This window comes from Nitrincola schmidtii (assembly GCF_008973715.1).
GTDB classification, from domain to species: Bacteria; Pseudomonadota; Gammaproteobacteria; order Pseudomonadales; family Balneatricaceae; genus Nitrincola; species Nitrincola schmidtii.
Map to the genome: position 1 here is coordinate 1 of NZ_WBOL01000018.1, position 25,632 is coordinate 25,632.

Below are 25,632 nucleotides of genomic sequence, written 5' to 3' on the forward strand. Positions count from 1 at the left end.
CGCCGCTCTCAAAAGTAGCAAGCTACTTTCTACCGCTCGACTTGCATGTGTTAGGCCTGCCGCCAGCGTTCAATCTGAGCCATGATCAAACTCTTCAGTTTAAAAAACTGTCGATAACAACTCATCAGCCTAAGCCAACAAGCGTCATCTAATTCATGCTCAAGAACTTACATCTACATCTAAATGAATTCACATATAGGTTGCTTATTCTCGATTAAGCTTTAATGCCTAACCTGAACAAGCGCCCACACGCATTACCTGATTAATTTGTTAAAGAGCGGCTTGAGATCTCTGTGCAACCCGATGTGTTGGGTTGTTGTCTCAAGCGAGGTGCGTATCTTAAAGGTTTTAATTTTATTGTCAAGCATTTTGTTTAAAAAATTTCTTAACAATTTTTCCAAAACCTTTGTTTAAGTAATTTACAATCAATAACTTAAACTAATACTACCTCGCTGATTAATCTAGGCATTTGCCTTTGATCTCTCAAGCGAGGCGCGAATATTACAGATGAAATTTTAAAAGATCAACATACACAACCAATCTTTTTTAATTTTTTACGCTTTTCTAACTAGACGTAGAAAAGATGATGTTTTTTCTTACCCAATTTGACTAAGAAAAATCTTCCATAACGAGCATTTTCCGCAGCAAATAGACTCTTCGTGTCCATGTTTTGCGCCATACCACACTCTGTCTCATTAATAATGACTGCTTGGCGCTGTAATGCATCCTTAACTTGCTTGCCATTACTGGCTACGCCAGCATCTACTAACAAACTTGTTAATGGCATTTCTGTCAGATCATTCAGCAATTGAGTTGCTGGAAGTCCATCCAATTGCAATTGCTCGAAATCTGTCTCCGACAAAGACTGTGCATCTCCTAAAAACAAAGCTTCTGTAATTCTGCGAGCACCTTCTAAAGCTTGATCGCCATGCACTAACCGCGTCACTTCTTCCGCAAGGATACGCTGCGCTTCAGGACGCCCTTCTGCAGCCTTGTCTCTTGCCTCAATCTCATCCACTTCCGCCACATCTAAAAACGTAAAAAACTTTAGGAAGCGATAAACGTCAGCATCAGGCGTTTGTAACCAAAACTGGTAAAAGGCATAAGGAGACGTTTTATTGGGTGACAGCCAGACAGCTCCCCCTTCTGTTTTGCCAAACTTAGTACCATCTGATTTTGTTATCAACGGCAAGGTTAATCCATGCGCCTGTTTGCCATTCATACGACGAGTCAGATCAATACCACTGGTGATATTACCCCACTGATCCGAGCCTCCAATTTGCAACGAGCATCCAAAACGCTCATTTAGCACTTGAAAATCGTAGGATTGAAGAATCTGATAAGTAAATTCTGTGAACGAAATACCAGAATCTTCACGCTCAATGCGTTGACGGACAGACTCTTTGGCAATCATTTTATTGACTGTAAAGTGCTTTCCAATGTCGCGGAGAAAACTAAGCACATCAACGCCAGCTGTCCAATCATAGTTATTAGCCAGAATGGCACCATCCTCACCCGCATCAAAACGTATGAATTGACTGATTTGCTGCTTTAGTTTTTCGCTCCATTGCTGAACCACTTCAGTAGAGTTCAACTGACGCTCTTGAGCTTTAAAACTGGGGTCACCAATCATACCCGTCGCACCACCTACCAATGCGATGGGCCGATGCCCGTAATCTTGAAATCGCTTCAGCATCAATAGTGGAACGAGATGGCCAAGATGAAGACTGTCTGCGGTCGGATCGAAGCCACAATAAAGCGTCACGACCTGCTCATTTAAGTGAGCCACCAGTGCAGCTTCATCTGTCATTTGTGCAATTAGGCCACGTGCTTTTAAATCTTCGATCAAAGGTTGCTTAGTCATCATCCATCTGTCCGGAAAAGTTATTCAGAGCCGCGCATTCTAACGCCTCTAAGGCCATAAAGCCAAATCCCACTGTTTGTTTTCACTATTTCTGTTAGCATCAATCAATTAGCAGTATTGATAGATACGTTCTCTTAGTTAAGGACTCTTCATGAACACTTCTGAGTTTTTTATTGGCTTGATGTCAGGAACCAGTCTCGACTCGATAGACGTTGTATTGGTTAATTTTCCGCAAGGCAAACCAAAGCTGGTAGGAAGCTTAAGCAGTGAATTACCCAATCATATTCGCAAACAGATACTGCAATTGAATTCATCTGGCGATCATGAAATTGAGGTTTTAGCTGACCTAGATCCATTACTTGGAAAACTGTTTGCAAATAGCTGCCTTGCTCTTTTAGACAAATTTTCTATTGATCCTAGTGTCGTTTGCGCGATTGGTAGTCATGGACAGACCATCCGACATCGCCCTCACAAAGGATACACGTTGCAAATTGGTGATCCTAATGTGATTGCTGAGTTAACCGGAATTACTACCGTTGCCGACTTTCGTCGTCGCGATCTTGCGGCTGGTGGTCAAGGCGCTCCGCTAGTTCCTGCGTTTCATTATCAATGCTTTCATTCTTGTGGACGCAACCGCGTAATAGTCAATATTGGCGGCATGGCCAATATTACCCTTTTACCTGCCAGCTTAGATGAAGTGGTCGTGGGTTATGACACGGGGCCTGGCAATGTATTACTGGATTCATGGATAGCCCAACAACGAGGCCTGTCTTATGATGCCGATGGTGATTGGGCTGCTAGCGGCAGTATCCATACGGCTTTACTTGAGCAGTTTATGTCTGAGCCCTACTTTAATGAACCGTTTCCAAAAAGTACCGGAAGAGAACTATTCAATGCGAAGTGGATACAGCAGCAACTTGCGCAAACTCTCTCAGATAATCATCAGAAGCCTATGACAGATGCAGATATTCAAGCCACGCTCACGGAAGTTACGGCTAAATCCATTACTCATGCCATTCTTAGTCATTCACTGACTGAGCCAGAAATCTATATTTGCGGTGGCGGTAGTCATAACAAGTTTCTGCTAGATAGACTTAGCCTTCATCTCAACACTCAAGTTCAATCAACAGATGTCCTAGGCCTACATCCAGATTGGGTCGAAGCTTGTGCCTTTGCTTGGTTAGCCTATAGAACGTTAAACCATCAAAGCGGTAACCTTGCCGAAGTGACTGGCGCAAAAGGAGAAAGAATTTTGGGGGGAATCTATCTAGCTTGAGCAGTAAAGTTCAAGCTAGATAGAAGATCATCATGTGCTAGAGCTAGATGGAAAATGAAGAGCCACAACCGCAAGTGGTCGCTGCATTTGGATTTCTGACAGAGAACTGCGCCCCTTGCAGACCTTCCTTATAGTCGACTTCTGCACCTACAAGGTACTGATAACTCATCGGGTCTACCAATAAAGTAACGCCTTCAGTGACAATGGCAGTGTCATCTTCGGCTTGTTCTTCATCAAAAGTGAAGCCGTAAGAAAACCCTGCACAACCACCACCTGTGATATACACACGCAACTTTAAATTATCGTTTTCCTCTTCATCCATCAAGGATCTAACTTTAGTTGCCGCTGACACCGTGAAGGTTAAATCGGCTTGTTGCATTGTCTGTGACATAACCCTACCACTCCAGAAACAGGCTTGCATTCTGCCTTAACCAACTAAATTGGTCAACTATTACCATCTTTCTAAATGCAGTAGATATTGTCATTAAGGCATTAATGCTACTTGCTGCAAGCCTTCTGTTTCAGGACGCTCAAACATGATATTCATGATTTGAATTGCTTGACCGGCTGCACCCTTAACCAGATTATCGATCACTGATAACACAATCACAGTATCATCATCTTGAGGACGATGAACACTTATACGACAGAAGTTAGACCCTTTTACACTACGCGTTTCTGGGCAACTTCCCGCTGGCATGACATCCACAAAAGGCTCATTAGCAAAACGTTCTTCGAACAACTGTTGCAGACCTGGATCAACAGGCTCACGCAAAACAGAATAGAGCGTCGTGTGAATGCCACGAATCATTGGCATTAAATGAGGTACGAAGGTTAAACCTACGGGTTTTCCTGCCATAGCGGTTAGCCCTTGACGTATTTCAGGAAGATGGCGATGTCCTGCCACACCATAGGCCTTTACGCTTTCACTGGCTTCACAAAGCAACGTACCGACACTCGCGCCACGACCTGCACCACTCACACCTGATTTACAGTCAGCAATCAAACGACGAGTATCGACAAGATTATTTTCCAGCAAAGGTAAATAACCCAGTTGTGCAGCAGTCGGATAACAGCCGGCACAACCAATTAGCTCTGCACCTTTGATCGCTTCTCGATTCACTTCTGGTAGTCCATAGACTGCCTTTTCAACCAAATCAGGACACGTGTGAGTGTGGTTGTACCATTTCTCCCACATCGGCACATCTTTAATACGGAAGTCTGCACCTAGGTCAATAACTTTGACACCTCGCGCCAGTAACTCTGGCGTCATATTCATAGCAACACCATGAGGCGTGGCAAAAAACACCACATCACATTGTGCCAACGTATCTAAATCTGGAACACTGAAGGCCAAATCTAAGTGCCCACGAAGACTGGGATACATATCTGCGACCGGCATACCATCTTCTGATCGAGAGGTAATTGCCTTAATGCTGACTGAGGGGTGAGCCGACAGGATTCTTAATAGCTCAACCCCTGTATAACCCGTTCCACCTACGATACCTACTTTAATCACCCTAACCTCCACCTATACAAGACTGTCAAGCCGACGGACGCGACTCCAGTGTCAGATTATTTAAAGTGCTATGATAGCACTCTCTTTACGTATAACTATCACTGCTGATGATAGATTTCAAATTCAAAGCCTCGAACTGATTAAAGCGCAATAAGATTTCACGTATACTCAAGACCACTGCAGCATTTACTGCCATTTTGTTTTTATTCCATTAAAGGATAGGTGACATGTCCAGATCAGAGACTCTTTTTCAAGCAGCCCAAGTTCACATCCCAGGTGGCGTTAACTCACCCGTTAGGGCGTTTAAAGGTGTCGGCGGCACACCCGTTTTTTTTAAAAGCGGCAAAGGTGCGTATATTTTTGATGAGGACGACCGTCGTTACATTGACTACATTGGCTCATGGGGTCCGATGATTCTTGGCCATGCCTTTCCACCTGTGATAGACGCTGTTAGAAAAACACTCGATAACGGCTTAGGATTTGGAGCACCAACTGCTATCGAAACCACCATGGCAGACAAGGTTTGCGAACTCGTTCCGTCGATGGAAATGGTTCGCATGGTCAGCTCTGGAACAGAAGCCACCATGAGCGCCATACGTTTGGCACGAGGCTTTACGGGCAGAGATAAAATTGTCAAATTCGAAGGCTGCTATCATGGCCATTCAGACTCACTCTTGGTAAAAACCGGATCGGGTGCACTGACGTTGGGCGAGCCTAATTCTCCTGGGGTACCAGAGTCTTTGGCTACACATACCATCACACTGACCTTCAACGATATTGAATCAGTTAAGCAAGCCTTTGCAGAAGTCGGCGATCAGGTGGCCTGCATTATAGTAGAACCTGTTGCCGGCAATATGAACTGTATTCCACCAGCACCCGGTTTCCTTGAAGGCTTGCGAGAAGTGTGTGATCAATATGGTAGCGTATTGATTTTCGATGAAGTGATGACAGGTTTCCGTGTTGCTTTAGGTGGTGCTCAGGCTCATTACGGTGTAACACCTGATTTGACTACCCTTGGAAAAGTAATCGGCGGCGGCTTACCCGTCGGAGCTTTTGGTGGGAAAAAAGAGATCATGTCCCACATAGCGCCACTAGGCCCTGTGTACCAAGCAGGAACATTATCTGGTAATCCTTTAGCAATGGCAGCAGGTTTGGCGATGCTCAATGCTTTGTGCGAGCCAGGTATTCATGAGCAATTATCTGCAAAGTCAGAATACCTAACAGAAGGGATGCAAGCCTTGGCTGATAAACATCATATTCCGTTTACCACCACCTGTGTCGGCGGAATGTTCGGACTTTTCTTCAGTGAAGCAGCGGAAATTAAAGGTTTCGCTGATGCAACAGCCTGTGATACCGCCAGATTTGGTCGTTTCTTCCATGGCATGTTGGCAGAAGGTGTCTATCTTGCACCCTCAGCATTTGAAGCTGGCTTTATTTCCAATGCACATAGCGAGGCAGATTTAGATGCTACCTTAGCTGCCGCTGATCGAGTTTTCGCTAAATTGAGCTGAGTGTCAAAACATGCAAGAAGTCATTGCTAGCGTCATTTTATTAATCAGTAGCCTAGCCTCAGCGCTATGGCTACTGCATTACAACAAACAAGCGCAGGAAGAACATCACTTTCGTATTCGCGTGTTTGCCCTGAGTAGTCTTTTCATTAGCGGCTATGCGCTAAGCCATCTCTTTTTAAGAGATCCAAACAGCCATACAAGTACGCTATTGCAAATGACCGAGAATTTGACTCTTTATGTTTCATTACCCTTTATAGCAACAGTATTTATTGCTATGAGTAAGGGATGGCATTGGTCAATGGCAGGATGGGGACGCTGGCTACTAGGACTGATAGCATTTTTTGAGCTAACTCGACGTACTGATTTTGGCGCCAGCTACAGCTACACTCTGTCTTTGCTAGTGATTGCCGCATTGCTACTTAGCAGTATCGCCAATCAGTCTAATATGACACGACTACTACTCTTAGCTGGAACCGTTATGACTGCCATCGGCAGTTTAGTATTTAGCCCTATTCCGCTATTAATGGATGAGGGCAACACCGCACTCTTCATGCTGACGATGGCTCTTAGCATTCCATTATTGATGACCAGTCTGCATTTTCGCGTGCAAGAAGCAGGAGGCTCGCCTCCTGCTTCTCGACAGTAACCAAAAGGTTTTTAGTGACGTGACGCTTCTTCGCGAGCGTCATTTGCTCCAGCCAGATCCCCTACTTCTGTGCGAATTTGGCTTACCAGCGCCCAAAGTCTTCGTAACTGAGCCGACTGCCCAGAAGCCACATCAACACCGCGCAACGCTACCTGCTCTGCATCCATGAACTGGCCTAACTGACGTTTAACATCGGCTAGCTGAAAATAAACCTCTGGCTCTCTCGGTGCAATACGCTGAGCACGCTCAAGACGTGTTTGCGCTGCTCGCAAATCACCCTGGGAAGTCTCTTGCCTAGCCGTATCTAGTAGAGCCACAACAGCTGCATTATCGACTGACCCTGGTTGACTTGCCGAAGGCTGTGTTGAAGGGGACTGTGTTGCAGGAGAAGATGGTTGCCACACCTCATCAGCTGGCGGCATCGCGGGTTGCCACACTTCATCAGCAGGAGGCAACACTGATCTCTGCTCTCTAAAAATTGGCTCAGCCTCAAGTGGACGAACGCCCAAACCGGGATCCATCGGCGTTACAATAACACCTGAGGGTGCTTCAGGCACCTGAACTGGCTGTGATGGCTGACCAGATCTAACCGTTGAGCGGTCTTCGACTGGAATGTTACTAAACGGGTTTGACGTCGCACACCCTGTCAGCAACAGACCACCGGCGATAACAACCATTAATTTTCCGGTATCCATTTAAGACTCCTTAACGAAATATATTTCTAAACCAACCGCCCGAGTCACTTTCTGAGGGCGAAGGCTGAAGGGCTGGAACAAATTGCCCACAGTCTACACTGGCACGCGGTTCAGTTCCTTGAATAAATGGCAACTGCCTTGAACCTTCACAAATGGGATCGGACAAACGTCCCGATGACTCATCGATCCACTGTAACGATATATTAGCAGGCCGCCTAGATACCAAGGGTTCTGACCTTTCTTGATGCATAAATTCTGTCCAAATCGGAAGCGCACCCCCCGTAGAGGTAAACGGCAAGGGTCGATTATCGTCTCGACCAACCCAAACTATCGCTAAACGACTTCCGGTAAATCCAGCAAACCAGCTGTCTCGTTGATCATTACTGGTGCCTGTTTTACCTGCGAAGTTTAGATCTGCTGGTAACTTTTGATAAGCACTTCTTGCTGTCCCTGTTTTCCCAACCTCTTGCATTGCATAACGAATTAGGTAGGTAGGCTCTGCTGCGACCTGTTGACGTAACTGGAATGGATAACGCGATAACTCCTGTCCATCTGCCGTGGTCACCATTCGAATTGAACGCAGAGGCATACGAAAACCATCCGCCGCAAACGTTTGGTAGACCTCTGCCATTTCCAATGGCGTCATCTCCTGAGCACCCAGCATCAAAGACGGTAACGCTTGAATGTTACGCTCTACTCCTAAACGTCTTAGAACATCAATCACTCTGGACAAGCCAATTTCTAATCCTAAGTTCACTGCGGACTGATTAAATGATCTTGCCAGCGCGGTGATCAACAGCACATCACCGTGACTTTGTCGGTCAAAGTTTTGTGGTGACCAGATATCGCCATTGGGCAAACGCAACTCGACTGGAGTATCGTTAAGCACACTTGCTAGCGTATAGCCCTGCTCAATGGCTGCCAAGTAAATAGCCGGTTTAATCAGAGAGCCTACCGCACGTCTAGCATCCAGAGCACGATTAAAGCCCTCGAATCGAGTATCTTTTCCACCGACCATGGCTAGCACTTCACCTGTACGTGGATCAGTAACCACCATCGCACCTTCAAGCTCACCCGCTCTTTCACCATGCCGTTTTTGCAGATCGGCAAGCATTTCAGACATAGCTGCATCAGCATGTGCCTGAGAAATCGGGTCTAAGGCCGTGAAAATCAACAAACCTTCCGTACTTAAATCCTCATCACGATACTCTTTCAACAATTGTCGCTTAACCAAATCCATGTAGGCAGGAAAATTACCTGACTGCATACGACGACTTTCGCGCACGCCTAGAGGCTCAGCTATGGCAAGATCTCTTTCTTCAGTAGAGATAGAGTTATGATCAGCCAGTAAGTTAATGACTAGATCTCGCCGGGCTTTAGCTCGCTCAGGATTTCGGCGCGGATCATAAAAAGAAGGGCCTTTAACTAAAGCAACCAGTAAAGCTACTTGATGCAGTTCAAGCTCAGAAATGGGACGGCCAAAATAAAATTGACTGGCCAAACCAAATCCATGAATAGCACGCACACCTGACTGACCCAGGTAAACCTCATTCAAATAAGCCTCAAGAATCTCATCTTTTTCATATCGGAAGTCCATTGCCAAAGCCATGGGTAGCTCTAATAACTTTCTCGACAAGGTCCTATCAGACGTTAGATAAAAGTTCTTAATCAACTGCTGTGTCAGCGTGCTCCCACCCTGAACAAAACGCCCTGCGCGAGCATTAACGATAGCTGCACGCATCATGCCTTTGGGTGATATTCCATAGTGATCATAAAACTCTCGATCCTCTACCACCAATAAAGCTTCTTTCAGTAACGGAGGCGAATCTTGCAAGCGAATCAGATGCCTATCCTCGTTCGATCTAGGATAGATACCGCCAATCAGTGACGGCTCAAGGCGAACTAAGGCAACTTGCTGCTGAGAGCTCTCATCGACAATGCGCTGAACTTTTCCTTGAGCAAAGTCGATTAATAACCGACGAGATGGTTCTATTTCATCAGGAAATACAAATCCTCGCGTGAACACTCGAACGCGACTACTGGCAAACTCTGCGGTACCTGGCCCCGAAGCAGAACTGACCACTCGATACCCAAGCTGACTGAGTTCTTTACGCAAATGATCTTGTGGTAACGATTGACCCACAAAGATTTCTAATGGACGAGCGTAAACCTTCGCAGGCAGCTCCCAGCGTTTGCCTTCGAATTTTTCTCGAACCTGTCCATCGACATAAACCAACAACACAGCACAAAATACAACACCCAAAATACTCAGCTTTAATAGCAAGCTGAGGATATATCCTAGTATTGAACGGCGTTTTTTTGCTTTACGACCGGACGACTGACTTTTTTTGACTCTCTTTTTTTGCATCGGGCAAGTATAATCCCTGATAACTTAGTGCAACAGCAGAATTGTAATGTTTTATAAACTGATCAGCACTCTAAGGGACTCAGAGTACTTTCCACATCCTTGCCGGACAATTGAAGTCATAGAAACCCCGATTTCATGGGTTGTTTTAACAGGCGACTATGCCTATAAATTCAAAAAGCCCGTGAATTTTGGTTTTTTAGACTTCAGCACGCTTGAACAACGACGCACGTATTGTGAGGAAGAACTTCGTCTAAATCAGCGTTTAGCGCCCGACATTTACATTGATGTCGTCCCCGTCAGTGGCACAGAGGACTCTCCAAAATTAGGAGATCCCTCAGAGCCCTTTGAATATGCAGTTCGCATGGCTCAATTTGATCCAGAACAGCGACTCGATCGACAGCTCGCTCGTCAATTATTTGAAGCAGATTGGATCGATATGCTGGCCGAACAGATTGCGGAATTCCATCAACGTATCCCCATTGTTGCACAAGACAGCCCTTGGGGAGAACCAGAAACGCTTTGGGAGTTTATAGCGGACAATTACCGAACCTGCGCTGAACGAGTTGAAAAATTAGAAGACTCATCCAAGCTTCATAAACTCTTAAACCTAACAGCAGCCAGTTTCAGAGAAAAAGAAAGAAATCTCCGTAATCGAAAAAAACTTGGCTATATCCGTGAATGCCATGGTGACTTACATTTAGGCAACATTACCCTTTTCAAGCAAGAGCTGCGCCTTTTTGATTGCATTGAGTTTAATCTTCAATTCCGCTGGATAGATACGCTTTCTGATCTAGCCTTCTTATTGATGGACCTAGAAGCGAATGGTCAACCACGATGGGCAAATCGCTGTTTAAACTATTACTTGGAATTAACAGGTGACTATAAGGGAGTGCCTTTGATCAACCTTTATAAGGCCTACCGTTCCATGGTACGCGCCAAGGTAGCCCTTATTGGCGAGCACCCAAACTGGGATAGTTTTTATCACTACCTTGAGCTAACGGATAGCTATTGCCAAGAAAATCAACCCGTGCTTTACCTGATGCATGGCGTCTCGGGCAGTGGCAAAAGCTATTTAAGTGGTCAGTTAGTTGAAGCGATTGGAGGTATTCGCATACGTTCCGATTGTGAGCGCAAACGCATTCATAAAGAGATGAGTCGCAAAGGTGAAAGTCTAGATCTGTATGGCGCAGAAATGAACATGCGTACCTTTCACCATACACTCGACCTTGCCAAACGATTGCTTAAGGCTGGTCATACGGTCGTCGTTGATGCGACGTTGATACGCAAACGGACTCGAAGCAACTACATCGACATGGCGGAAAGCTTAGGCATTCCCGTCAGAATCATTAGTTGTAGCTGCAAATTACATCTGATTGAAGCACGCCTTGCACGGCGTATCGAAGAAGGCAAAGATCCTTCAGATGCCGACATATCGGTTATGCATCAACAACTCACCAGTGGACAGCCACTAACCCCTGAAGAGCAGATGATCACGCTTCCGGTCGATACAGAAAATGATGAAGCCATCGAACAGCTGTTAGCACAACTAAGAGCTCAAAACTTGCTGACATCATAAAATCAGGATACTTAACACTATGATTCTGTTGGGCAACGTCGACGAGTTTGATGAAGGTGAATCGTATGGGATAGATTTAGACACTATCTCAATCGTTTTGCTTCGCCAACAAAACCGTTTTTTTGTTTATGAAAATCGTTGCCCACATCGCGGCATTCGCCTTGAGTGGCAGCCGAACCAATTTCTTGATTATGAACGGCAATTTATTCAATGCGCCATGCACGGCGCATTGTTCCGTATAGAAGATGGCGAATGTATCGCCGGCCCATGCCCTGGCGAAATGCTTAAAGCTCTTTCCTATCGCATTGAAGAAGGTAAACTTTTTCTTACTGAATAAGTCGCTTTGCCATTCTGGACAAGGCTTTTTCTATCTGCTCAAGACTGGTGGTATAAGAAAACCTTACATAACGAGAAGCATTCACATGACCAAAATCGGCGCCAGGCGTAACGGCAATATGATTTTCTTCTAGTAATGACCAGCAAAACGCGAAACTGTCATCAGTAAAACGTGAGGCATCTGCATAAACATAAAAAGCACCTTCCGGCTGAGCTGGAATAATAAACCCTAGTTCAAGCAACCCCTTTACTAAATAATCTCGGCGAACTCTAAACTCCTCTCGACGCTGTTCAAAAATCTGGATCGACTCAGGCTCAAAAGCGGCCAAGGCAGCATACTGGGCAATCGTAGATGGAGAAATGAATAGATTTTGAGCCATTTTCTCCATCTCTTTGACTGCCGCCTCTGGCGCAACCAACCAACCGAGGCGCCAGCCAGTCATACCAAAATATTTCGAAAAACTATTAATAACAAAAGCATCCGGATCTATCTGCAAAGCTGTCATGGCATCCATTCCATAAGTTAAGCCATGATACAGCTCATCAACGATCAACTGACCTCCCAACTGTTTTAGCTGTTGAGCTATCGCTTGCATCTCAGCAGGGGGAACCAAGGTACCGGTAGGATTAGAAGGTGATGCCAATAAAACACCCACGGTATCGGATTGCCAATGCTCAGCAATCAAAGACCGAGTCAGCTGAAAGTTTTGCTCTGGGCCTGTCGGAATCAGTTGTGCTGATGCTTCCAGAAAATGTAAAAAGTGACGATTACAGGGATAGCTTGGGTCACTCATCATGATACGTTGACCAGCATCCACTAACAAAGCAAAGGCTAACAATAACGCTCCAGATGCTCCAGGAGTCACTAATACCTGCTCAGGTTTAACAGAAACCCCATAACGCTGAAAATAAAAAGTAGCAATTTTTTGTCGAAGTTCAGGTATGCCCGCTGCGGGTGTATATTGAGTATGGCCTGCTTGAATAGCCAAAATAGCAGCATCTGCAATAGGTTTAGCAGTTTTAAAATCAGGCTCTCCTACCTCCAGATGAACCACATCAAATCCCTGAGCCTCCAACGCACGCGCTCGCTTTAATAAGTCCATCACCTTAAAAGATTCAATGGTGGCTGCACGCTGAGAGCTTTTTTTGTACATCTTAATCTTCCTGCTTTAGCACTTGAAAAAACACATAATTATACAATAGTTAGTGGTATCTAGGCGTCTTAAGAATGGAATTCAATAAAGAATCTGATGTCAAAGACTGGTGTATTGAGTCATCATCTGGTAATTTCAGCGCCTTTTAAAATCTCCGAAAAGTGGAACGTAAGATCAACAGGCGTTAAAACCAGATCTGGTTCACCGGAGTTTTCACCCTTAGTCTGATGTGAGGCTACGTCATGCCAGCGAACAACGAAGCTCAGATTACTCATCCAGCACCTTATCAATCAAGTGATGGTGAAGAGTACATGAACGATGCGCAGAAAGAGCATTTCCGCGAAATCCTGCTAGCCTGGAAACAGGAGTTGATGGAAGAAGTTGATAGCACCATCACGCATCTTAAAGAAGAAGCCACGAACTTCGCCGATCCTACTGATCGTGCAAGCCAAGAAGAAGAGTTCAGTCTTGAACTGCGCACACGCGACCGTGAACGTAAGTTAATCCGTAAAATTGATGAAGCACTGGATCGCATCGATGATGATGACTACGGCTATTGCGAGGCCTGCGGAGTTGATATAGGGATACGTCGCCTAGAGGCCAGACCCACGGCCACGCTTTGCATCGACTGCAAAACTCTGGCTGAAATTAAGGAAAAGCAACTCGGCGGTTAACTTGGCATTAACGCTTTGAGTTATACGGGTCGCTTTGCACCTTCACCGACCGGCCCCCTGCACTTCGGATCATTGCTGGCTGCTTTAGCCAGCTATCTGGACGCGAGACATCAGCAGGGGCGCTGGCTAGTTCGTATAGAAAACCTAGATCCTCCACGAGAGGTTCCTGGTGCCGCAGACGCCATCTTAAGAACGTTAGACAAGTTTGGTTTACATTGGGATGACTCGGTTCTTTACCAATCCGAGCGGAATGACTATTACCATTCGATAATTAGCCAGCTTAGACGCAATGATCTAGCCTACCCATGCAGCTGCTCCCGATCAGCCCTAAAACAGCGCCACGCGCTTGAGCACTATGATCGTTACTGTGTTAGTCACCCTCCTAAACCCGATGCACCTCATGCGATTCGTGCCCGCTTTCTCAGCGAACAGCATTGCTTTACTGATCGAATACAAGGAATAAAAACAAGCCATTCCTCCAACCATGGGGACTTTATTGTATTCAGACGTGACCAGCTATTTGCCTATCAGCTGGCAGTGGTTGCGGATGACGAAGCACAGGGGGTTAGCCACATCGTTCGTGGAGCCGATCTACTGCAAGAAACTTTTGCACAGCTGGAATTACAAAAGCATCTAGGTTTTACCAGTCCTCAATACGCTCATATCCCCTTAGCCATTACAGCCCAAGGACAAAAACTGAGCAAACAGAATTTAGCGCCTTCTATCGAACACTTGCCGGTTATAGCAACCTTAGTATCTGCTCTTACATTTTTAGGGCAAGACTTACCCCCTGAGCCGCTCAGCTTATCAGCTCAAAGCCTGCTAAACTGGGCTAGTCAGCACTGGCAAATAAAACAGATTCCTATCCACTCTATAATGATTAATACAGCCACTCAAACAGGATCTTAAGATGCACCAACATCGAATCCTTATATTATTGGTTTTACTTTGCCTTACCTTAGCACCACCACTGATACATGCAGGTTTATTTACCGGCCCTGTTTGGTTGCCTTTTTTTCTCTGGGCAATGCTTATCTTCATTGCAGCGCTACTTAATCTGTCAGGAAAAAATTCATGACTCTTGATTTATCTGCGCTGTTACTCATCGGCATTGGCTACCTAATACTGCTTTTTGTAACGGCCTATTTAACTGAAAGAGGTGTATTACCCAACAAGGTTATCCGTCACCCACTGACACATGTACTTTCGTTGGCTGTTTATGCAAGCGCTTGGACTTTTTACGGCGCGTTTAGTATTGCCTCGGATGCTGGTTTTGCGTTTTTAGCCTCTTATCTAGGTGCAACTGTCACATTTATGCTGGCACCGATTATTCTGATGCCACTACTTCGCATTGCCCGCAGCCATCAGCTTAGCTCCCTAGCTGACCTTTTTGCCTTTCGCTATCGCAGCGCACGAGTCGGTAGTTTTATCACCCTATTAGTCTTAGTCATTAGCATGCCGCTCATTGCGCTTCAAATTCAGGCATTCTCTGATAGTCTCAGTCATTTCGATTCACGGGTATCCGGACAACATGTAGCTTTAGTTTTCTGCTTAATCATGTCACTGTTTTCCATGCTATTCGGGGCAAGACAACTATCTATCCGAAGTCGGCATGATGGTCTAATGGTCGCTATTGCCTTGGAATCAATTGTGAAAATAGTGGCGCTTTTAGCGATGGCTGCGGTGATTTTGTTTGGTTTATTTAGCGGTCCGGTAGGATTACTCGAATGGCTAGAGCAGAATCCTGAGCAACTGCAAAGGTTGCAAACCCATCCTTCAGGTAATAACTGGCAAATTTTACTGCTGGCGTTTTTCGCTGCTGCATTCATTACGCCACACATGTTTCACTTACTGTTTAGTGAAAACGCCTCAGAAAGCAGCTTAAAACTGGCCAGCTGGTTTATGCCATTAATGCTTTTTCTAATGGCCATCTGTATTCCGCTTTTACTCTGGGGTTCAGTCATTTTGCAGGTGGATACACCCAAAGACTTTTTATTAATTCGCCTGGGACAGGCACTAGAGCAAGATTGGTTCGTCATCGCTGCTTACTTAGGAGGTCTCTCAGCATCCAGCGGTGTTATCATAGTTGCTAATGTTGCTCTGGCTTCAATGGTACAAAATCATTTACTGCTTCCTGTCATCAAACTGCCCGATACGGAACGATTTTATAGCTGGTTACTGTGGATGCGACGCAGCTTAATACTGCTAGTAATGGCTGGCAGTTATCTGGTTTACCTTTTCGTCGGTAATCGATTTCCTTTAGCGCAGCTGGGATTAATCACTTTTATCGGTTTCTTACAATTCCTTCCCGGACTTTTAGCCACACTCTATTGGCAAAAAGCGAGTCGAATCGGTTTTCTGGCAGGATTATGCGCTGGCATCACGATCTGGCTATTGGCAATTGTGTTACCTGCTCTGACTCACCCTACCAACCCCTCATCTTTGAACTTACTTGATCAATGGTATGGCTGGGCAATCGCCTCGATTCTTATTAATTCCATCCTAATCATGGTTATCTCTTGGTTATTTAAGCCTTCGGCTGAAGAAGAAGAAATGGCGGTTGCGTGTGTACTCAACGCCTTACCGAGGTCACAATCCAGCTTTACCTTTGAAAATGACACATTAGAAGATCTTCAACTTCGCCTAGGTGCTCGTCTTGGGACAACCTCAGCACAAAGAGAAATTGAACGCGCTCTAGAATCACTTAATCTACCGCCCACCAATAAACTTCGCCCACTCGACTTATTGCGTCTTCGTAACATTTTGGAAAACAATCTTTCGGGTATTTTAGGTCCCGCAGAAGCAACCGCACTACTCAGGCCTCAGAGCCTTTCTGGCAACAATGCTTTCAGAGGACGAGAAATACATCTTCTAGAAGAACAGCTCGAAAGTTATAGTGAACGCCTATCAGGACTTGCCGCAGAACTCGATAAAATTCGTCGCTACCATCGCTCAACACTGCAGCATCTTCCCATTGGAGTTTGCACTCTAAACGAGCGCCAGCACATTTTGTTTTGGAATCAAGCAATGGTCGATTATACCGGCATAGCACCCGATGCAGTGCTCGGTCTAAAACCTGAAGAGCTCCCTTCACCTTGGTCAGATCTGTTAAGCAACTTTTGCCAACAGCAAGTCACTTATCAGCCAGCCACTATGCTGGATAATGGCAAACAGCAAACATGGTTTAGCTTGCACAAAACAGATATCGATGAAGGCCTACAAGGCTGCGTTATACTGATTGAAGATGAAACCGAACATAAGCTATTAGCCAATCGATTGGCGCATAGTGAAAGACTCACTTCCATTGGTCGCTTTGCTGCAGGGGTAGCTCATGAGATTGGCAACCCCGTTACCGGAATCGCTTGCCTTGCACAAAACCTGAAACTGGAAACAGATCAGCCTGAGGTTCTTGAAACAGGTGAGGCTATTGTTGAACAAACACAACGAATCAGCCGTATTGTACAATCGCTAATTCGTTTTGCGCATACAGGTCAAACGGAAAATCTTGACCATTCTAAGTCCGTCTCTCTTAATAACTGTATTGAAGAGGCCGTAGACTTAATGCGATTTGACGAATCACGTCGAAAAGTAAAGATTCATATGGATATCGAACCAAAACTGTATTCTTCAGGCGACTATCAACAACTCCTGCAAATGCTAGTGAATCTTTTGAATAACGCCAGTGATGCATCGCCCGAGCAGTCAACCATCTGGATTCAAGCTTACTCAGTTGAAAACTGGGTTGAGATTGAGATCATCGATCAAGGAACAGGGATTAGCGCAGAACACCAAGGCCGCATCTTCGAACCTTTTTTTACCACAAAAGAGCCAGGCAAAGGCACAGGCTTAGGTCTGGCACTGGTATACAATATTATTACAGAACATTGTGGTAATATTGAATTTATTAGTCCTGCCGACAAAAAACAGAACAAAGGCACTCAGGTAATTATTCAGCTTCCCGCCTGGACGGAACAGGATTCTCTGTCAGTTGCGGGGTTAGAGTAACAGGTCCCAACATGAGCCGAATTCTGATCGTAGAGGATGAAAAAGTCATCCGAACAGCCTTAAAACGTCTTTTAATCAAGCATGATTACGAGATAGATGATGTCGATAGTGTCACAGCAGCTATCCCTCATTTGCAACAAAACCAGTATCAACTGGTGATTAGTGATCTTCGCCTACCCGGAGGTGAAGGAACAGAGCTGATCCCACATGCCCGCAGTACACCCGTGCTCATCATGACGAGCTATGCCAGCATGCGCTCTGCGATCGATGCCATTAAGCTTGGTGCAGCAGACTATATTGCCAAGCCATTTGACCATGATGAAATGCTTAACGTCATCAGTAAACTAATTCAACCAACCATTTCCGAACCGACGACTAGCAAGGCTGAAGAAGTCTCCGGAACGACACTTCTAAACGGTTCATGCCCCGCCATCCAAGAATTAAATAAACGCATTCATAAAGTAGCTCAAACGGAAGCAACCGTATTGATTCTTGGTGAATCTGGAACAGGTAAAGAACTCGTAGCGAAAAGTATTCACCAGCTCAGTCATCGCTCACATGCACCCATGATCTGTGTGAACTGTGCAGCTATACCTGAAACACTGATTGAATCGGAACTCTTTGGCCATGAAAAAGGGGCATTTACTGGCGCTGATACGACCCGTAACGGTCTTATTGAAGCGGCTGATGGGGGAACCTTATTTCTAGACGAAATAGGTGAGTTACCCCTTGAAGCCCAAGCACGCTTACTTCGATTTTTACAAGAAGGTGAGATTCGCAAAGTGGGGTCGGTATACTCCAAACAAGTCAATGTACGGCTGATTGCAGCAACCCACCGAGATCTTAAAACCCTAGCTCAACAAGGCAAGTTTCGTGAAGACTTATATTACCGACTCTATGTGATGGAATTGCGCACGCCTTCTTTACGTGAACGGGGCTGTGATATTATTGAGTTAGCAGAGGTGTTTTTATCTGAACAGTGCCAGAAGCACCATGTTGACATCACCTTTAGTGATGCAGCTTATCAAACCATGCGCCAACATCACTGGCCGGGTAACGTTCGAGAACTTCAAAACGCCATTGAACGCGCTGTCATTCTTGCTGATACAGAGCAAATCACACCAGAGCTGTTAGGCTTGGACTTATCGGTAAAACCACCAATAGCAAATGCCTCTGCGACTGCGACTGCGACTGCGAGCGCCATTGAAGAGCCTATAAAATCTGAACACAGTTTAGATGATTACTTCGTGAAATTTGTATTAGAGAACCAACACAAAATGAACGAAACCGATCTAGCGAAAAGCTTAGGTGTCAGTCGAAAATGCTTGTGGGAAAAACGTCAAAAATTAGGCATCCCCAGGAAAAGCAAAAGTGTTACCCTTGATCAGTAACAAAAAATCCACAGAGAAAAAGTGTTACTTATCTACACAACAAGGTAACACTTAGTGGGCACATAGGTAACAAACATAATGTTCAATGGCACGGATACAAAGCATCCAAAGCATGAATCCATTTAAAAACAATCACTTAAAAAGTTGGCACGGGATATGCTCTATTATGAGCAAGAAAAATAAAAATAATTTCATAACGACACCAAAAAAAATAACAACGTCGTGAGAAAACCTAACAAAGTGCCTTGAATAAAAATAACAACAAGGCTTCGCTGATAGCGGAGTGACAACAACACTCAGGACAGTGCTCAAACAACAACAAGCTTTGTTGCACTCCGTTTTCAGCCCCCACTCACTTTTATCTTCAAAATACCCTATCTAGCCAATTTCTTTTCATCTAACCACTTCTCTTTTGTTTTAAGCAATTGTGCTATTAATATGGAAACTAACACTCATTGCCACTTAACTGGTATCATTCACACAATTTTTTGATGCTACCATTTAGGAAGAAAAACACTCGATGCAAGAGTTACTTATCATACTGCTGCTAATTGTTTGTGCTGTACTTATTTACAAAATAAGAGTCGGTCGACACAGCGCAACGGCTACTAGCGTGACATCTAGCACAGAGAAGCTAACCAACACTGCCACTGCGCCAGAATCACTGACTGCAGAATATCTTCCATTAGGTCAGAAGCGCATCATTCCCGAAAGTGAACACCAGATTCCTCGCCAACGCCTTGATGACAACGCTATGAAAGTCGTCTATCGCTTGCATGATGCGGGGTATGACAGTTTTTTAGTAGGCGGATGCATACGTGATTTATTATTGGGCGAAAAACCTAAAGACTTTGATGTAGCCACTTCCGCCCACCCAGAAGAAGCGGTCGAACTTTTTCATCGTGGCCGACTCATTGGAAGACGCTTTAAATTATTACATGTGCGATTTGGTCGAGAACTGATCGAAGTCGCCACCTTCCGAGCTGGTCATGACAGCGAGGATAATGATGATGGTGAACAAGGTCGACAAGCCGCTAGCGGACTTATATTACGGGACAACGTTTACGGAACCATTGAAGAGGATGCGCTTCGTCGCGACTTCACCGTCAATGCACTTTACTACTGCGCAAAAGATTACAGCATTTACGATTTTGCCAACGGCTATCCTGATCTGCAGAAAAAAATTATTCGCATGATAGGGGACCCTGAACAGCGATTCAGAGAAGACCCTGTTCGCATGCTGCGTGCGGCTCGCTTTGCTGCCAAGTTGGGATTTGAGATAGACGCTGAAACAGCTAAACCTATTCACCAGCTCTCTTCACTGCTCGCTCGTATCGCACCTGCTCGCCTGTTTGATGAGTCACTCAAATTACTGCAAAGTGGTTATGGAGCTGCAGCCTTTCGTCAAATGCAGCGTTTCGATCTGTTTCGTTACCTTTTCCCCTTAACACACGCTCAATTAGACGACTCAGAATGGCCAACCGCCACCCTTGTGCAGCACGTATTAAAAAATACTGATCGTCGTCTAGAGCAAGGCAAGAGTGTAACGCCAGCCTTTATGTTTGCAGCACTGCTGTGGTATCCCTTGTATGAGCGTTACCTTCAATTACTTGATGATGAAGACATGCCGCCACTGCAAGCATTACATGAAGCTGCAAACCAAGTTTTATCCGCACAGGTAAAAGCCACAGCCATTCCAAGACGCTTCTCTGCGCCTATGCGTGAGATATGGGAGCTACAGTTACGCCTTCCGCGCTATCATGGTAAACGTGCTGAACAACTCATTACCCACCCTCGCTTTAGAGCAGCCTATGACCTGATTCTACTCAGAGAATCCTCTGGGGAAGACTTAAAAGGCTTAGGCAAATGGTGGACGGACTACCAGCAGGCCAACGATAGCCAACGCCACGGGATGCAGCGCAACTCAGCCACGGATGAACAACCGCAAAAACGTCGACGCAAACGTCGCAAACCTATTACGAGAAGCCATGACTGAGGCCATTTCTAAAGACTCTACTCAGGCTGTACGCTGTTTCATCGGCTTAGGTAGTAACCTTAACGACCCGATCAAGCAAGTTCAAAGTGCCTTGATAGAACTAGCAGAACATCCTTATATCACGCTGATTGGTCAGTCGCGCCTGTACCGATCAGAACCGGTGGGCCCTGAGGGTCAACCCGATTACATCAATGCTGTGGCTGAGATATATACTCAACTCGAGCCTCTACCGCTTCTTGATGCTTTACAACAGATTGAGAACGCCCATCAGCGCCTTCGCCTGCAACACTGGGGCCCAAGAACGCTGGACTTAGACCTACTTTTATACGGAGAGATCACGCTTAATACAGAAAGATTAATCGTGCCCCACCCATTTATCACAGAGCGTAACTTCGTTCTGCGTCCCTTAGCCGACCTAGATAGCGAGTTATCGCTTCCGGATGGCCAAAAAATTATAAACTGTCTAGCAAATTGTCCAATGGGCACTCTTGCTCAGTTGCCGCTATAATATAGCGCTTACTGACAGATAGAATGAGTCTGGAACCCCTCTATGAGTAACATCACACTTCACACACTAACAAAACTTAAGCAATCAGGTGAAAAATTTTCTGTCCTGACAGCCTATGATGCAACCTTTGCGCACATCATCAGTTCGGTTGGTGTCGAAATGATTCTTGTCGGCGACTCTCTCGGCATGGTTCTTCAAGGTCATGACAGCACTTTGCCCGTCACCTTAGATGAGATGGTTTACCATACCACCGCCGTTGCCCGAGGCAACAAAGGCTCCATGATCATGGCTGACCTTCCGTTTATGAGTTATGCAACCGATGAACAGTGTATGCACAGCGCAGGCAAACTGATGCAAGCAGGCGCCCACATCATTAAAATTGAGGGTGGTGCTTGGTTAGATCGAAGCATTCGTCTTTTGGCAGATCGTGGTGTACCCGTCTGTGCTCACCTAGGACTCACGCCTCAAGCGGTTAATAAACTGGGCGGTTACCGTGTTCAGGGTAAAGATAGCGCCAGCGCTCAACAGATGATTGAAGATGCTCGTCATCTAGAGCAAGCCGGAGCCAGTATGATTCTATTAGAATGTGTTCCCAGTATTCTAGGTGCTGAGATTTCGCGTAATGTAGATATTCCCGTCATCGGTATTGGCGCGGGCCCAGATACGGATGCACAAGTGCTCGTCATGCACGATATGCTGGGCATCACACCCGGTCGAAGACCTCGCTTCTCCAGAAACTTTATGGAAGGTGCTAGCAGCATTGAAGATGCCTTTCGCCAATATCATGCAGCCGTTAAAGATGGCAGTTTTCCGAATCAATCTGAAGGTTTTTAATCAGGATGCTTACCCTTGCTACGATCGCAAGTTTACGAAATGAGCTAAAAGCTCACCGTCAAGCCGGTCGAACCATTGCATTTGTACCCACCATGGGCAATCTTCATGCGGGTCACATTCAACTTGTCGATAAAGCCGTCCAATCGGCAGATATTGTTGTCGCGAGTATTTTTGTCAACCCGCTACAGTTTGGAAAAAACGAAGATCTGAGTAGTTATCCACGTACACTGCAAGAAGATCAGCGCAAGTTAACAGATGCAGGCTGTCATTACCTATTCGCGCCCAATGAGGATGAAGTCTATCCTAATGGCCGAGACAGCCAGACCCGCGTCGAGGTGCCCGTTCTTTCTGACTTGTATTGTGGGGAAGCGCGTCCAGGTCACTTTTCCGGTGTCACGACGGTCGTGTGCAAGCTGTTTAATATCGTCCAGCCTGACATTGCCGTATTTGGTGAAAAAGATTATCAGCAGCTACGCATTGTCAGAAAAATGGTCGGCGACCTGTGCATCGCTACTGAGATTATTTCAGTGCCCGTCGTCCGTGCAGAATCTGGATTAGCCCTGAGTTCTCGCAATGGTTATTTGTCAGCCACTGAATTACAGCAAGCGCCCGCTTTGCGTCAGGTTATTCGCCAGACTGCTGAGCAAATAACATCAGGACGCAGTGACTATAGCCAACTCGAGCACGAAGCCACCTTAGCGCTTGAAGCATCGGGTTTTAGACGGGATTATTTCCGTATCGTACGCAGAACTGATCTTGCACCTGCAGACGCAGAGGATAAAAAGCTGGTCATTCTTGCCGCTGCCTGGATGGGCCCCTCGCGCTTAATTGATAATCAAGAGCTGGATCTGTGATCCAGCTTTGCAACACAGCTAACGCAATATACCCTACCGACAATAGTCTATAACGTGAAGCTTGACAGCTACCGCAGGTTTCACGCAGACTCAGAAATATTTTTTGCTCCAACCTTCATTTGAATTAGTTAACACCCAATGAGGAATTCCTATGCGTGAAGTTGTTATTGTTGCTGCAGGACGTACAGCGGTCGGTGCTTTTAATGGTTCGCTCGCGTCTCAATCAGCGGCCATGTTAGGCGCTACCGTAATTAAAGGTTTATTAGAAAAACACGCCATTGCACCCGAAAACATCGACGAAGTCATCATGGGTCAAGTCCTGACAGCAGGCTGTGGACAAAACCCTGCTCGCCAAGCATTGATCCATGCAGGCATTCCAAAAGAAGTACCTGCACTAACCATCAACAAAGTGTGCGGCTCTGGTCTTAAAGCGATTCAAATGGCTGTCCAAGCAATTCGTTGTGGTGATGCAGAAATGATCGTTGCGGGCGGTCAAGAGAACATGTCATCTTCTCCTCACATCCTGCCAAATTCACGTAATGGTGCACGCATGGGCGACTGGAAGATGGTCGACACCATGATCACTGATGGTTTATGGGATGCCTTCAATAACTACCACATGGGCATCACAACCGAAAACATCGTCGAGAAATATGGTTTTACCCGTGAAGAGCAAGATGCCTTTGCTGTTGCTTCACAGAATAAAGCGGAAGCGGCTGTTACCTCGGGTCGTTTCAAAGATGAAATCATTCCTGTCGTTATTCCACAGCGCAAAGGCGATCCAGTGGTCTTTGATACTGACGAGCAACCACGTCTGGGCTGTACTCTCGATGCACTCGCCAAATTGCGTCCAGCATTCAAAAAAGATGGCACCGTCACCGCAGGAAACAGCTCTACCATTAACGATGGTGCTGCTGCAGTGATCGTTTGCTCTGCAGAAAAAGCTGCCGAACTCGGCTTGAAGCCCTTAGCGCGTATCAAGTCTTATGCATCTGCAGGTGTCGATCCTGCAATCATGGGCACCGGCCCTATCTGCGCTACTCAAAAAGCATTAGAGAAAGCGGGTTGGACGGTAGATGATCTAGAGCTTGTTGAAGCCAACGAAGCCTTTGCTGCTCAAGCCATGTCTGTTAACAAGGATCTAGGCTGGAACACCGATATAGTCAATGTTAACGGCGGTGCTATTGCACTGGGCCACCCTATCGGTGCATCCGGTTGCCGTGTATTCGTCAGCTTATTGCACGAAATGAACAAGCGTGACGCTAAGAAAGGCCTAGCCACTCTGTGTATCGGTGGTGGTATGGGAACTGCACTGGCTGTAGAGCGCGACTAACCGTCAAACCTTTAGCGGTAAAGCACAGTCAGTAAAACTCGTAAAGCCAGTAGATTTTTATCTACTGGCTTTTTTATGGGCGGTTAGAGATAACAAACAATAGCCCCTTTACCGACTCCTTCGTATGCTCGAACTTCAACCTGAGAATCTGGAAACTCTTCACGCACCTGATCTGCAAGATGCTGTGCAATTTGCTCGACCGTCGTTTCAGTCTCCATCATATAGCAGCACTGCTTAGGCAAGGTCAGTTCAAATTGACCTTGAGGAGCTTCATAACGAAAGGTTAAGTGATCCTTGTCATCCTGAACCAAATGATCACGGGTTCCTAAATAGATATCAGCAAACTGTTGTGCCCAGTATTGCTCTATATCTTGTCGACGCTTTTGATCTATGCGTATCTGCACACGTGATCTGTGTCCATGCGCGATTCGCTGACAATTGCCTTTGTGTTGCTGCAATCCATGACTGTAATGGTAAAAGGCACCTTCAATAGGTTCAGCCACAAAACGTAACTCTAAAGACTCTACTTGCTCTGGAAACAACGCCAGCAGCTGATCTTCACACCAACGTGCAACGGTTTGCTGTTGTATTTCAGCAATGGGAATTAACGCAATTGCCTGATCTGGCGCTTTACAAAAAAAGTGTTTGCCATTCGGATAGCGCCAACCAACTTCTGTTTGACCGTCATACTGCTCAACGCTCAAATCTGCCATACCGGTAGCGACCACCAGCATATGATCAAGGTTGGCGTCTAACCAGGTTTTGATGCGTTTTTTCACCACACCAAAATCGCAAATCATACCCTGCTGATCAAGCTTCCCTTCAAGAACTAACTGTGCTTCCCAAGACTCTCCCATTAATCCTCTCTGCGGATGCAGGTAGGAAAAATCCACATGGGTAAGGTTATCAACAAATAGTTTCACACAGGCCTCTTGAAATCATCTAAACAGACCATCATTTTAGCCTAAAGGGAAAGGCTTTTCATGATACAAACTGTAAGGGAAAGCTATCGATACCCTTTTATGTCTCGATAGGCATGACTATTTTCGTTCTGATGCCATTTTGTCATGGCATACCTTTGATCCAGCTTAC

21 protein-coding genes and 1 rRNA gene are annotated in these 25,632 nt (G+C 45.7%); 14 read left to right on the plus strand and 8 right to left on the minus strand.

From position 1 onward, the window contains the following. Both F7R24_RS13615 and tyrS read right to left on the minus strand, forming a co-directional pair. Positions 1–101: ribosomal RNA gene (locus F7R24_RS13615) — 16S ribosomal RNA — on the minus strand; the annotation flags it as partial. Positions 102–568: 467 nt separating this feature from the next. Then, complete coding sequence (gene tyrS, locus F7R24_RS13620) at positions 569–1,864, minus strand: tyrosine--tRNA ligase (RefSeq protein WP_151671816.1); 1,296 nt, start codon at positions 1,862–1,864, stop codon at positions 569–571. Positions 1,865–2,015: 151 nt separating this feature from the next. On the opposite strand from tyrS, the gene F7R24_RS13625 reads away from it, so the two are divergent. Then, positions 2,016–3,140, plus strand: coding sequence for an anhydro-N-acetylmuramic acid kinase (locus F7R24_RS13625; protein ID WP_151671817.1), 1,125 nt, complete (start codon positions 2,016–2,018; stop codon positions 3,138–3,140). Between the two features lie 43 nt (positions 3,141–3,183). Here the strand turns inward: F7R24_RS13625 and erpA are convergent, their stop codons facing one another. Together erpA and argC are read right to left on the minus strand one after the other, a co-directional pair. Continuing rightward, complete coding sequence (gene erpA / locus F7R24_RS13630; protein WP_151671818.1) at positions 3,184–3,531, minus strand: iron-sulfur cluster insertion protein ErpA; 348 nt, start codon at positions 3,529–3,531, stop codon at positions 3,184–3,186. 93 nt (positions 3,532–3,624) lie between these two features. Next, a complete protein-coding gene (gene argC / locus F7R24_RS13635) occupies positions 3,625–4,659 on the minus strand; it encodes an N-acetyl-gamma-glutamyl-phosphate reductase (protein ID WP_151671819.1) in 1,035 nt (344 codons plus the stop codon). Between the two features lie 227 nt (positions 4,660–4,886). On the opposite strand from argC, the gene hemL reads away from it, so the two are divergent. Further along, the gene (hemL, locus tag F7R24_RS13640) at positions 4,887–6,170 is read left to right on the plus strand and encodes a glutamate-1-semialdehyde 2,1-aminomutase (RefSeq protein WP_151671820.1); all 1,284 of its coding nucleotides are present in this window, start codon (positions 4,887–4,889) and stop codon (positions 6,168–6,170) included. 10 nt (positions 6,171–6,180) lie between these two features. Then, positions 6,181–6,816: a hypothetical protein gene (locus F7R24_RS13645; protein ID WP_151671821.1), complete on the plus strand. Its 636-nt coding sequence runs from the start codon at positions 6,181–6,183 to the stop codon at positions 6,814–6,816. Between the two features lie 11 nt (positions 6,817–6,827). On the opposite strand, the gene F7R24_RS13650 is transcribed toward F7R24_RS13645, so the two are convergent. Continuing rightward, positions 6,828–7,511 (minus strand): tetratricopeptide repeat protein, encoded by a 684-nt coding sequence (locus tag F7R24_RS13650; RefSeq protein WP_151671822.1) that lies wholly within the window; start codon positions 7,509–7,511, stop codon positions 6,828–6,830. Between the two features lie 10 nt (positions 7,512–7,521). Beyond that, positions 7,522–9,879: a penicillin-binding protein 1B gene (gene mrcB / locus F7R24_RS13655; protein WP_151671823.1), complete on the minus strand. Its 2,358-nt coding sequence runs from the start codon at positions 9,877–9,879 to the stop codon at positions 7,522–7,524. Positions 9,880–9,925: 46 nt separating this feature from the next. On the opposite strand from mrcB, the gene F7R24_RS13660 reads away from it, so the two are divergent. Together F7R24_RS13660 and F7R24_RS13665 are read left to right on the plus strand one after the other, a co-directional pair. Further along, a complete protein-coding gene (locus F7R24_RS13660; RefSeq protein WP_151671824.1) occupies positions 9,926–11,455 on the plus strand; it encodes a bifunctional aminoglycoside phosphotransferase/ATP-binding protein in 1,530 nt (509 codons plus the stop codon). A gap of 19 nt (positions 11,456–11,474) precedes the next feature. Next, a complete protein-coding gene (locus F7R24_RS13665) occupies positions 11,475–11,792 on the plus strand; it encodes a Rieske (2Fe-2S) protein (protein ID WP_151671825.1) in 318 nt (105 codons plus the stop codon). Here the strand turns inward: F7R24_RS13665 and F7R24_RS13670 are convergent. Next, positions 11,782–12,945 (minus strand): pyridoxal phosphate-dependent aminotransferase, encoded by a 1,164-nt coding sequence (locus F7R24_RS13670; RefSeq protein WP_151671826.1) that lies wholly within the window; start codon positions 12,943–12,945, stop codon positions 11,782–11,784. The two genes, F7R24_RS13665 and F7R24_RS13670, sit on opposite strands and share 11 nt — an antisense overlap. Before the next feature lie 242 nt (positions 12,946–13,187). Between F7R24_RS13670 and dksA the strand changes: the two genes are divergently transcribed. From dksA to F7R24_RS13715, 9 genes are all read left to right on the plus strand, one after another. After that, entirely contained in the window at positions 13,188–13,619 is a 432-nt protein-coding gene (gene dksA, locus F7R24_RS13675) for an RNA polymerase-binding protein DksA (protein ID WP_151671827.1), read from the plus strand. A 15-nt stretch (positions 13,620–13,634) separates the two neighbouring features. Then, positions 13,635–14,528: a tRNA glutamyl-Q(34) synthetase GluQRS gene (gluQRS, locus tag F7R24_RS13680; protein ID WP_151671828.1), complete on the plus strand. Its 894-nt coding sequence runs from the start codon at positions 13,635–13,637 to the stop codon at positions 14,526–14,528. A 165-nt stretch (positions 14,529–14,693) separates the two neighbouring features. Beyond that, positions 14,694–17,624: a sensor histidine kinase gene (locus F7R24_RS13685; RefSeq protein ID WP_151671829.1), complete on the plus strand. Its 2,931-nt coding sequence runs from the start codon at positions 14,694–14,696 to the stop codon at positions 17,622–17,624. Positions 17,625–17,635: 11 nt separating this feature from the next. Further along, positions 17,636–19,015, plus strand: coding sequence for a sigma-54-dependent transcriptional regulator (locus tag F7R24_RS13690; protein WP_151671830.1), 1,380 nt, complete (start codon positions 17,636–17,638; stop codon positions 19,013–19,015). Positions 19,016–19,628: 613 nt separating this feature from the next. After that, positions 19,629–21,011 (plus strand): polynucleotide adenylyltransferase PcnB, encoded by a 1,383-nt coding sequence (pcnB, locus tag F7R24_RS13695; protein WP_240776128.1) that lies wholly within the window; start codon positions 19,629–19,631, stop codon positions 21,009–21,011. Beyond that, positions 21,004–21,519, plus strand: coding sequence for a 2-amino-4-hydroxy-6-hydroxymethyldihydropteridine diphosphokinase (folK, locus tag F7R24_RS13700; RefSeq protein ID WP_151671832.1), 516 nt, complete (start codon positions 21,004–21,006; stop codon positions 21,517–21,519). The genes pcnB and folK overlap by 8 nt, the downstream gene beginning before the upstream one ends. Positions 21,520–21,561: 42 nt before the next feature. Further along, positions 21,562–22,353 carry a 3-methyl-2-oxobutanoate hydroxymethyltransferase gene (panB, locus tag F7R24_RS13705; protein WP_151671833.1) on the plus strand — a complete coding sequence of 264 codons (792 nt, stop codon included), beginning with the start codon at positions 21,562–21,564 and terminating at the stop codon, positions 22,351–22,353. 5 nt (positions 22,354–22,358) lie between these two features. Beyond that, positions 22,359–23,207 carry a pantoate--beta-alanine ligase gene (panC, locus tag F7R24_RS13710; RefSeq protein WP_151671834.1) on the plus strand — a complete coding sequence of 283 codons (849 nt, stop codon included), beginning with the start codon at positions 22,359–22,361 and terminating at the stop codon, positions 23,205–23,207. 151 nt (positions 23,208–23,358) lie between these two features. Then, positions 23,359–24,540, plus strand: a complete 1,182-nt coding sequence (locus tag F7R24_RS13715) for an acetyl-CoA C-acetyltransferase (RefSeq protein ID WP_151671835.1) — start codon at positions 23,359–23,361, stop codon at positions 24,538–24,540. Positions 24,541–24,623: 83 nt separating this feature from the next. Here the strand turns inward: F7R24_RS13715 and F7R24_RS13720 are convergent, their stop codons facing one another. After that, positions 24,624–25,463, minus strand: coding sequence for a 6-carboxytetrahydropterin synthase (locus F7R24_RS13720; RefSeq protein WP_151671836.1), 840 nt, complete (start codon positions 25,461–25,463; stop codon positions 24,624–24,626). Positions 25,464–25,632: the final 169 nt, after the last annotated feature.

Coding starts and splice junctions, on each gene's coding strand:
- tyrS (WP_151671816.1), bottom strand. CDS start 1,864: ATGACTAAGCAACCTTTGATCGAAGATTTAAAAGCACGTGGCCTAATT.
- F7R24_RS13625 (WP_151671817.1), top strand. CDS start 2,016: ATGAACACTTCTGAGTTTTTTATTGGCTTGATGTCAGGAACCAGTCTC.
- erpA (WP_151671818.1), bottom strand. CDS start 3,531: ATGTCACAGACAATGCAACAAGCCGATTTAACCTTCACGGTGTCAGCG.
- hemL (WP_151671820.1), top strand. CDS start 4,887: ATGTCCAGATCAGAGACTCTTTTTCAAGCAGCCCAAGTTCACATCCCA.
- F7R24_RS13645 (WP_151671821.1), top strand. CDS start 6,181: ATGCAAGAAGTCATTGCTAGCGTCATTTTATTAATCAGTAGCCTAGCC.
- F7R24_RS13650 (WP_151671822.1), bottom strand. CDS start 7,511: ATGGATACCGGAAAATTAATGGTTGTTATCGCCGGTGGTCTGTTGCTG.
- mrcB (WP_151671823.1), bottom strand. CDS start 9,879: ATGCAAAAAAAGAGAGTCAAAAAAAGTCAGTCGTCCGGTCGTAAAGCA.
- F7R24_RS13660 (WP_151671824.1), top strand. CDS start 9,926: ATGTTTTATAAACTGATCAGCACTCTAAGGGACTCAGAGTACTTTCCA.
- F7R24_RS13665 (WP_151671825.1), top strand. CDS start 11,475: ATGATTCTGTTGGGCAACGTCGACGAGTTTGATGAAGGTGAATCGTAT.
- F7R24_RS13670 (WP_151671826.1), bottom strand. CDS start 12,945: ATGTACAAAAAAAGCTCTCAGCGTGCAGCCACCATTGAATCTTTTAAG.
- dksA (WP_151671827.1), top strand. CDS start 13,188: ATGCCAGCGAACAACGAAGCTCAGATTACTCATCCAGCACCTTATCAA.
- F7R24_RS13685 (WP_151671829.1), top strand. CDS start 14,694: ATGACTCTTGATTTATCTGCGCTGTTACTCATCGGCATTGGCTACCTA.
- F7R24_RS13690 (WP_151671830.1), top strand. CDS start 17,636: ATGAGCCGAATTCTGATCGTAGAGGATGAAAAAGTCATCCGAACAGCC.
- folK (WP_151671832.1), top strand. CDS start 21,004: ATGACTGAGGCCATTTCTAAAGACTCTACTCAGGCTGTACGCTGTTTC.
- panB (WP_151671833.1), top strand. CDS start 21,562: ATGAGTAACATCACACTTCACACACTAACAAAACTTAAGCAATCAGGT.
- panC (WP_151671834.1), top strand. CDS start 22,359: ATGCTTACCCTTGCTACGATCGCAAGTTTACGAAATGAGCTAAAAGCT.
- F7R24_RS13715 (WP_151671835.1), top strand. CDS start 23,359: ATGCGTGAAGTTGTTATTGTTGCTGCAGGACGTACAGCGGTCGGTGCT.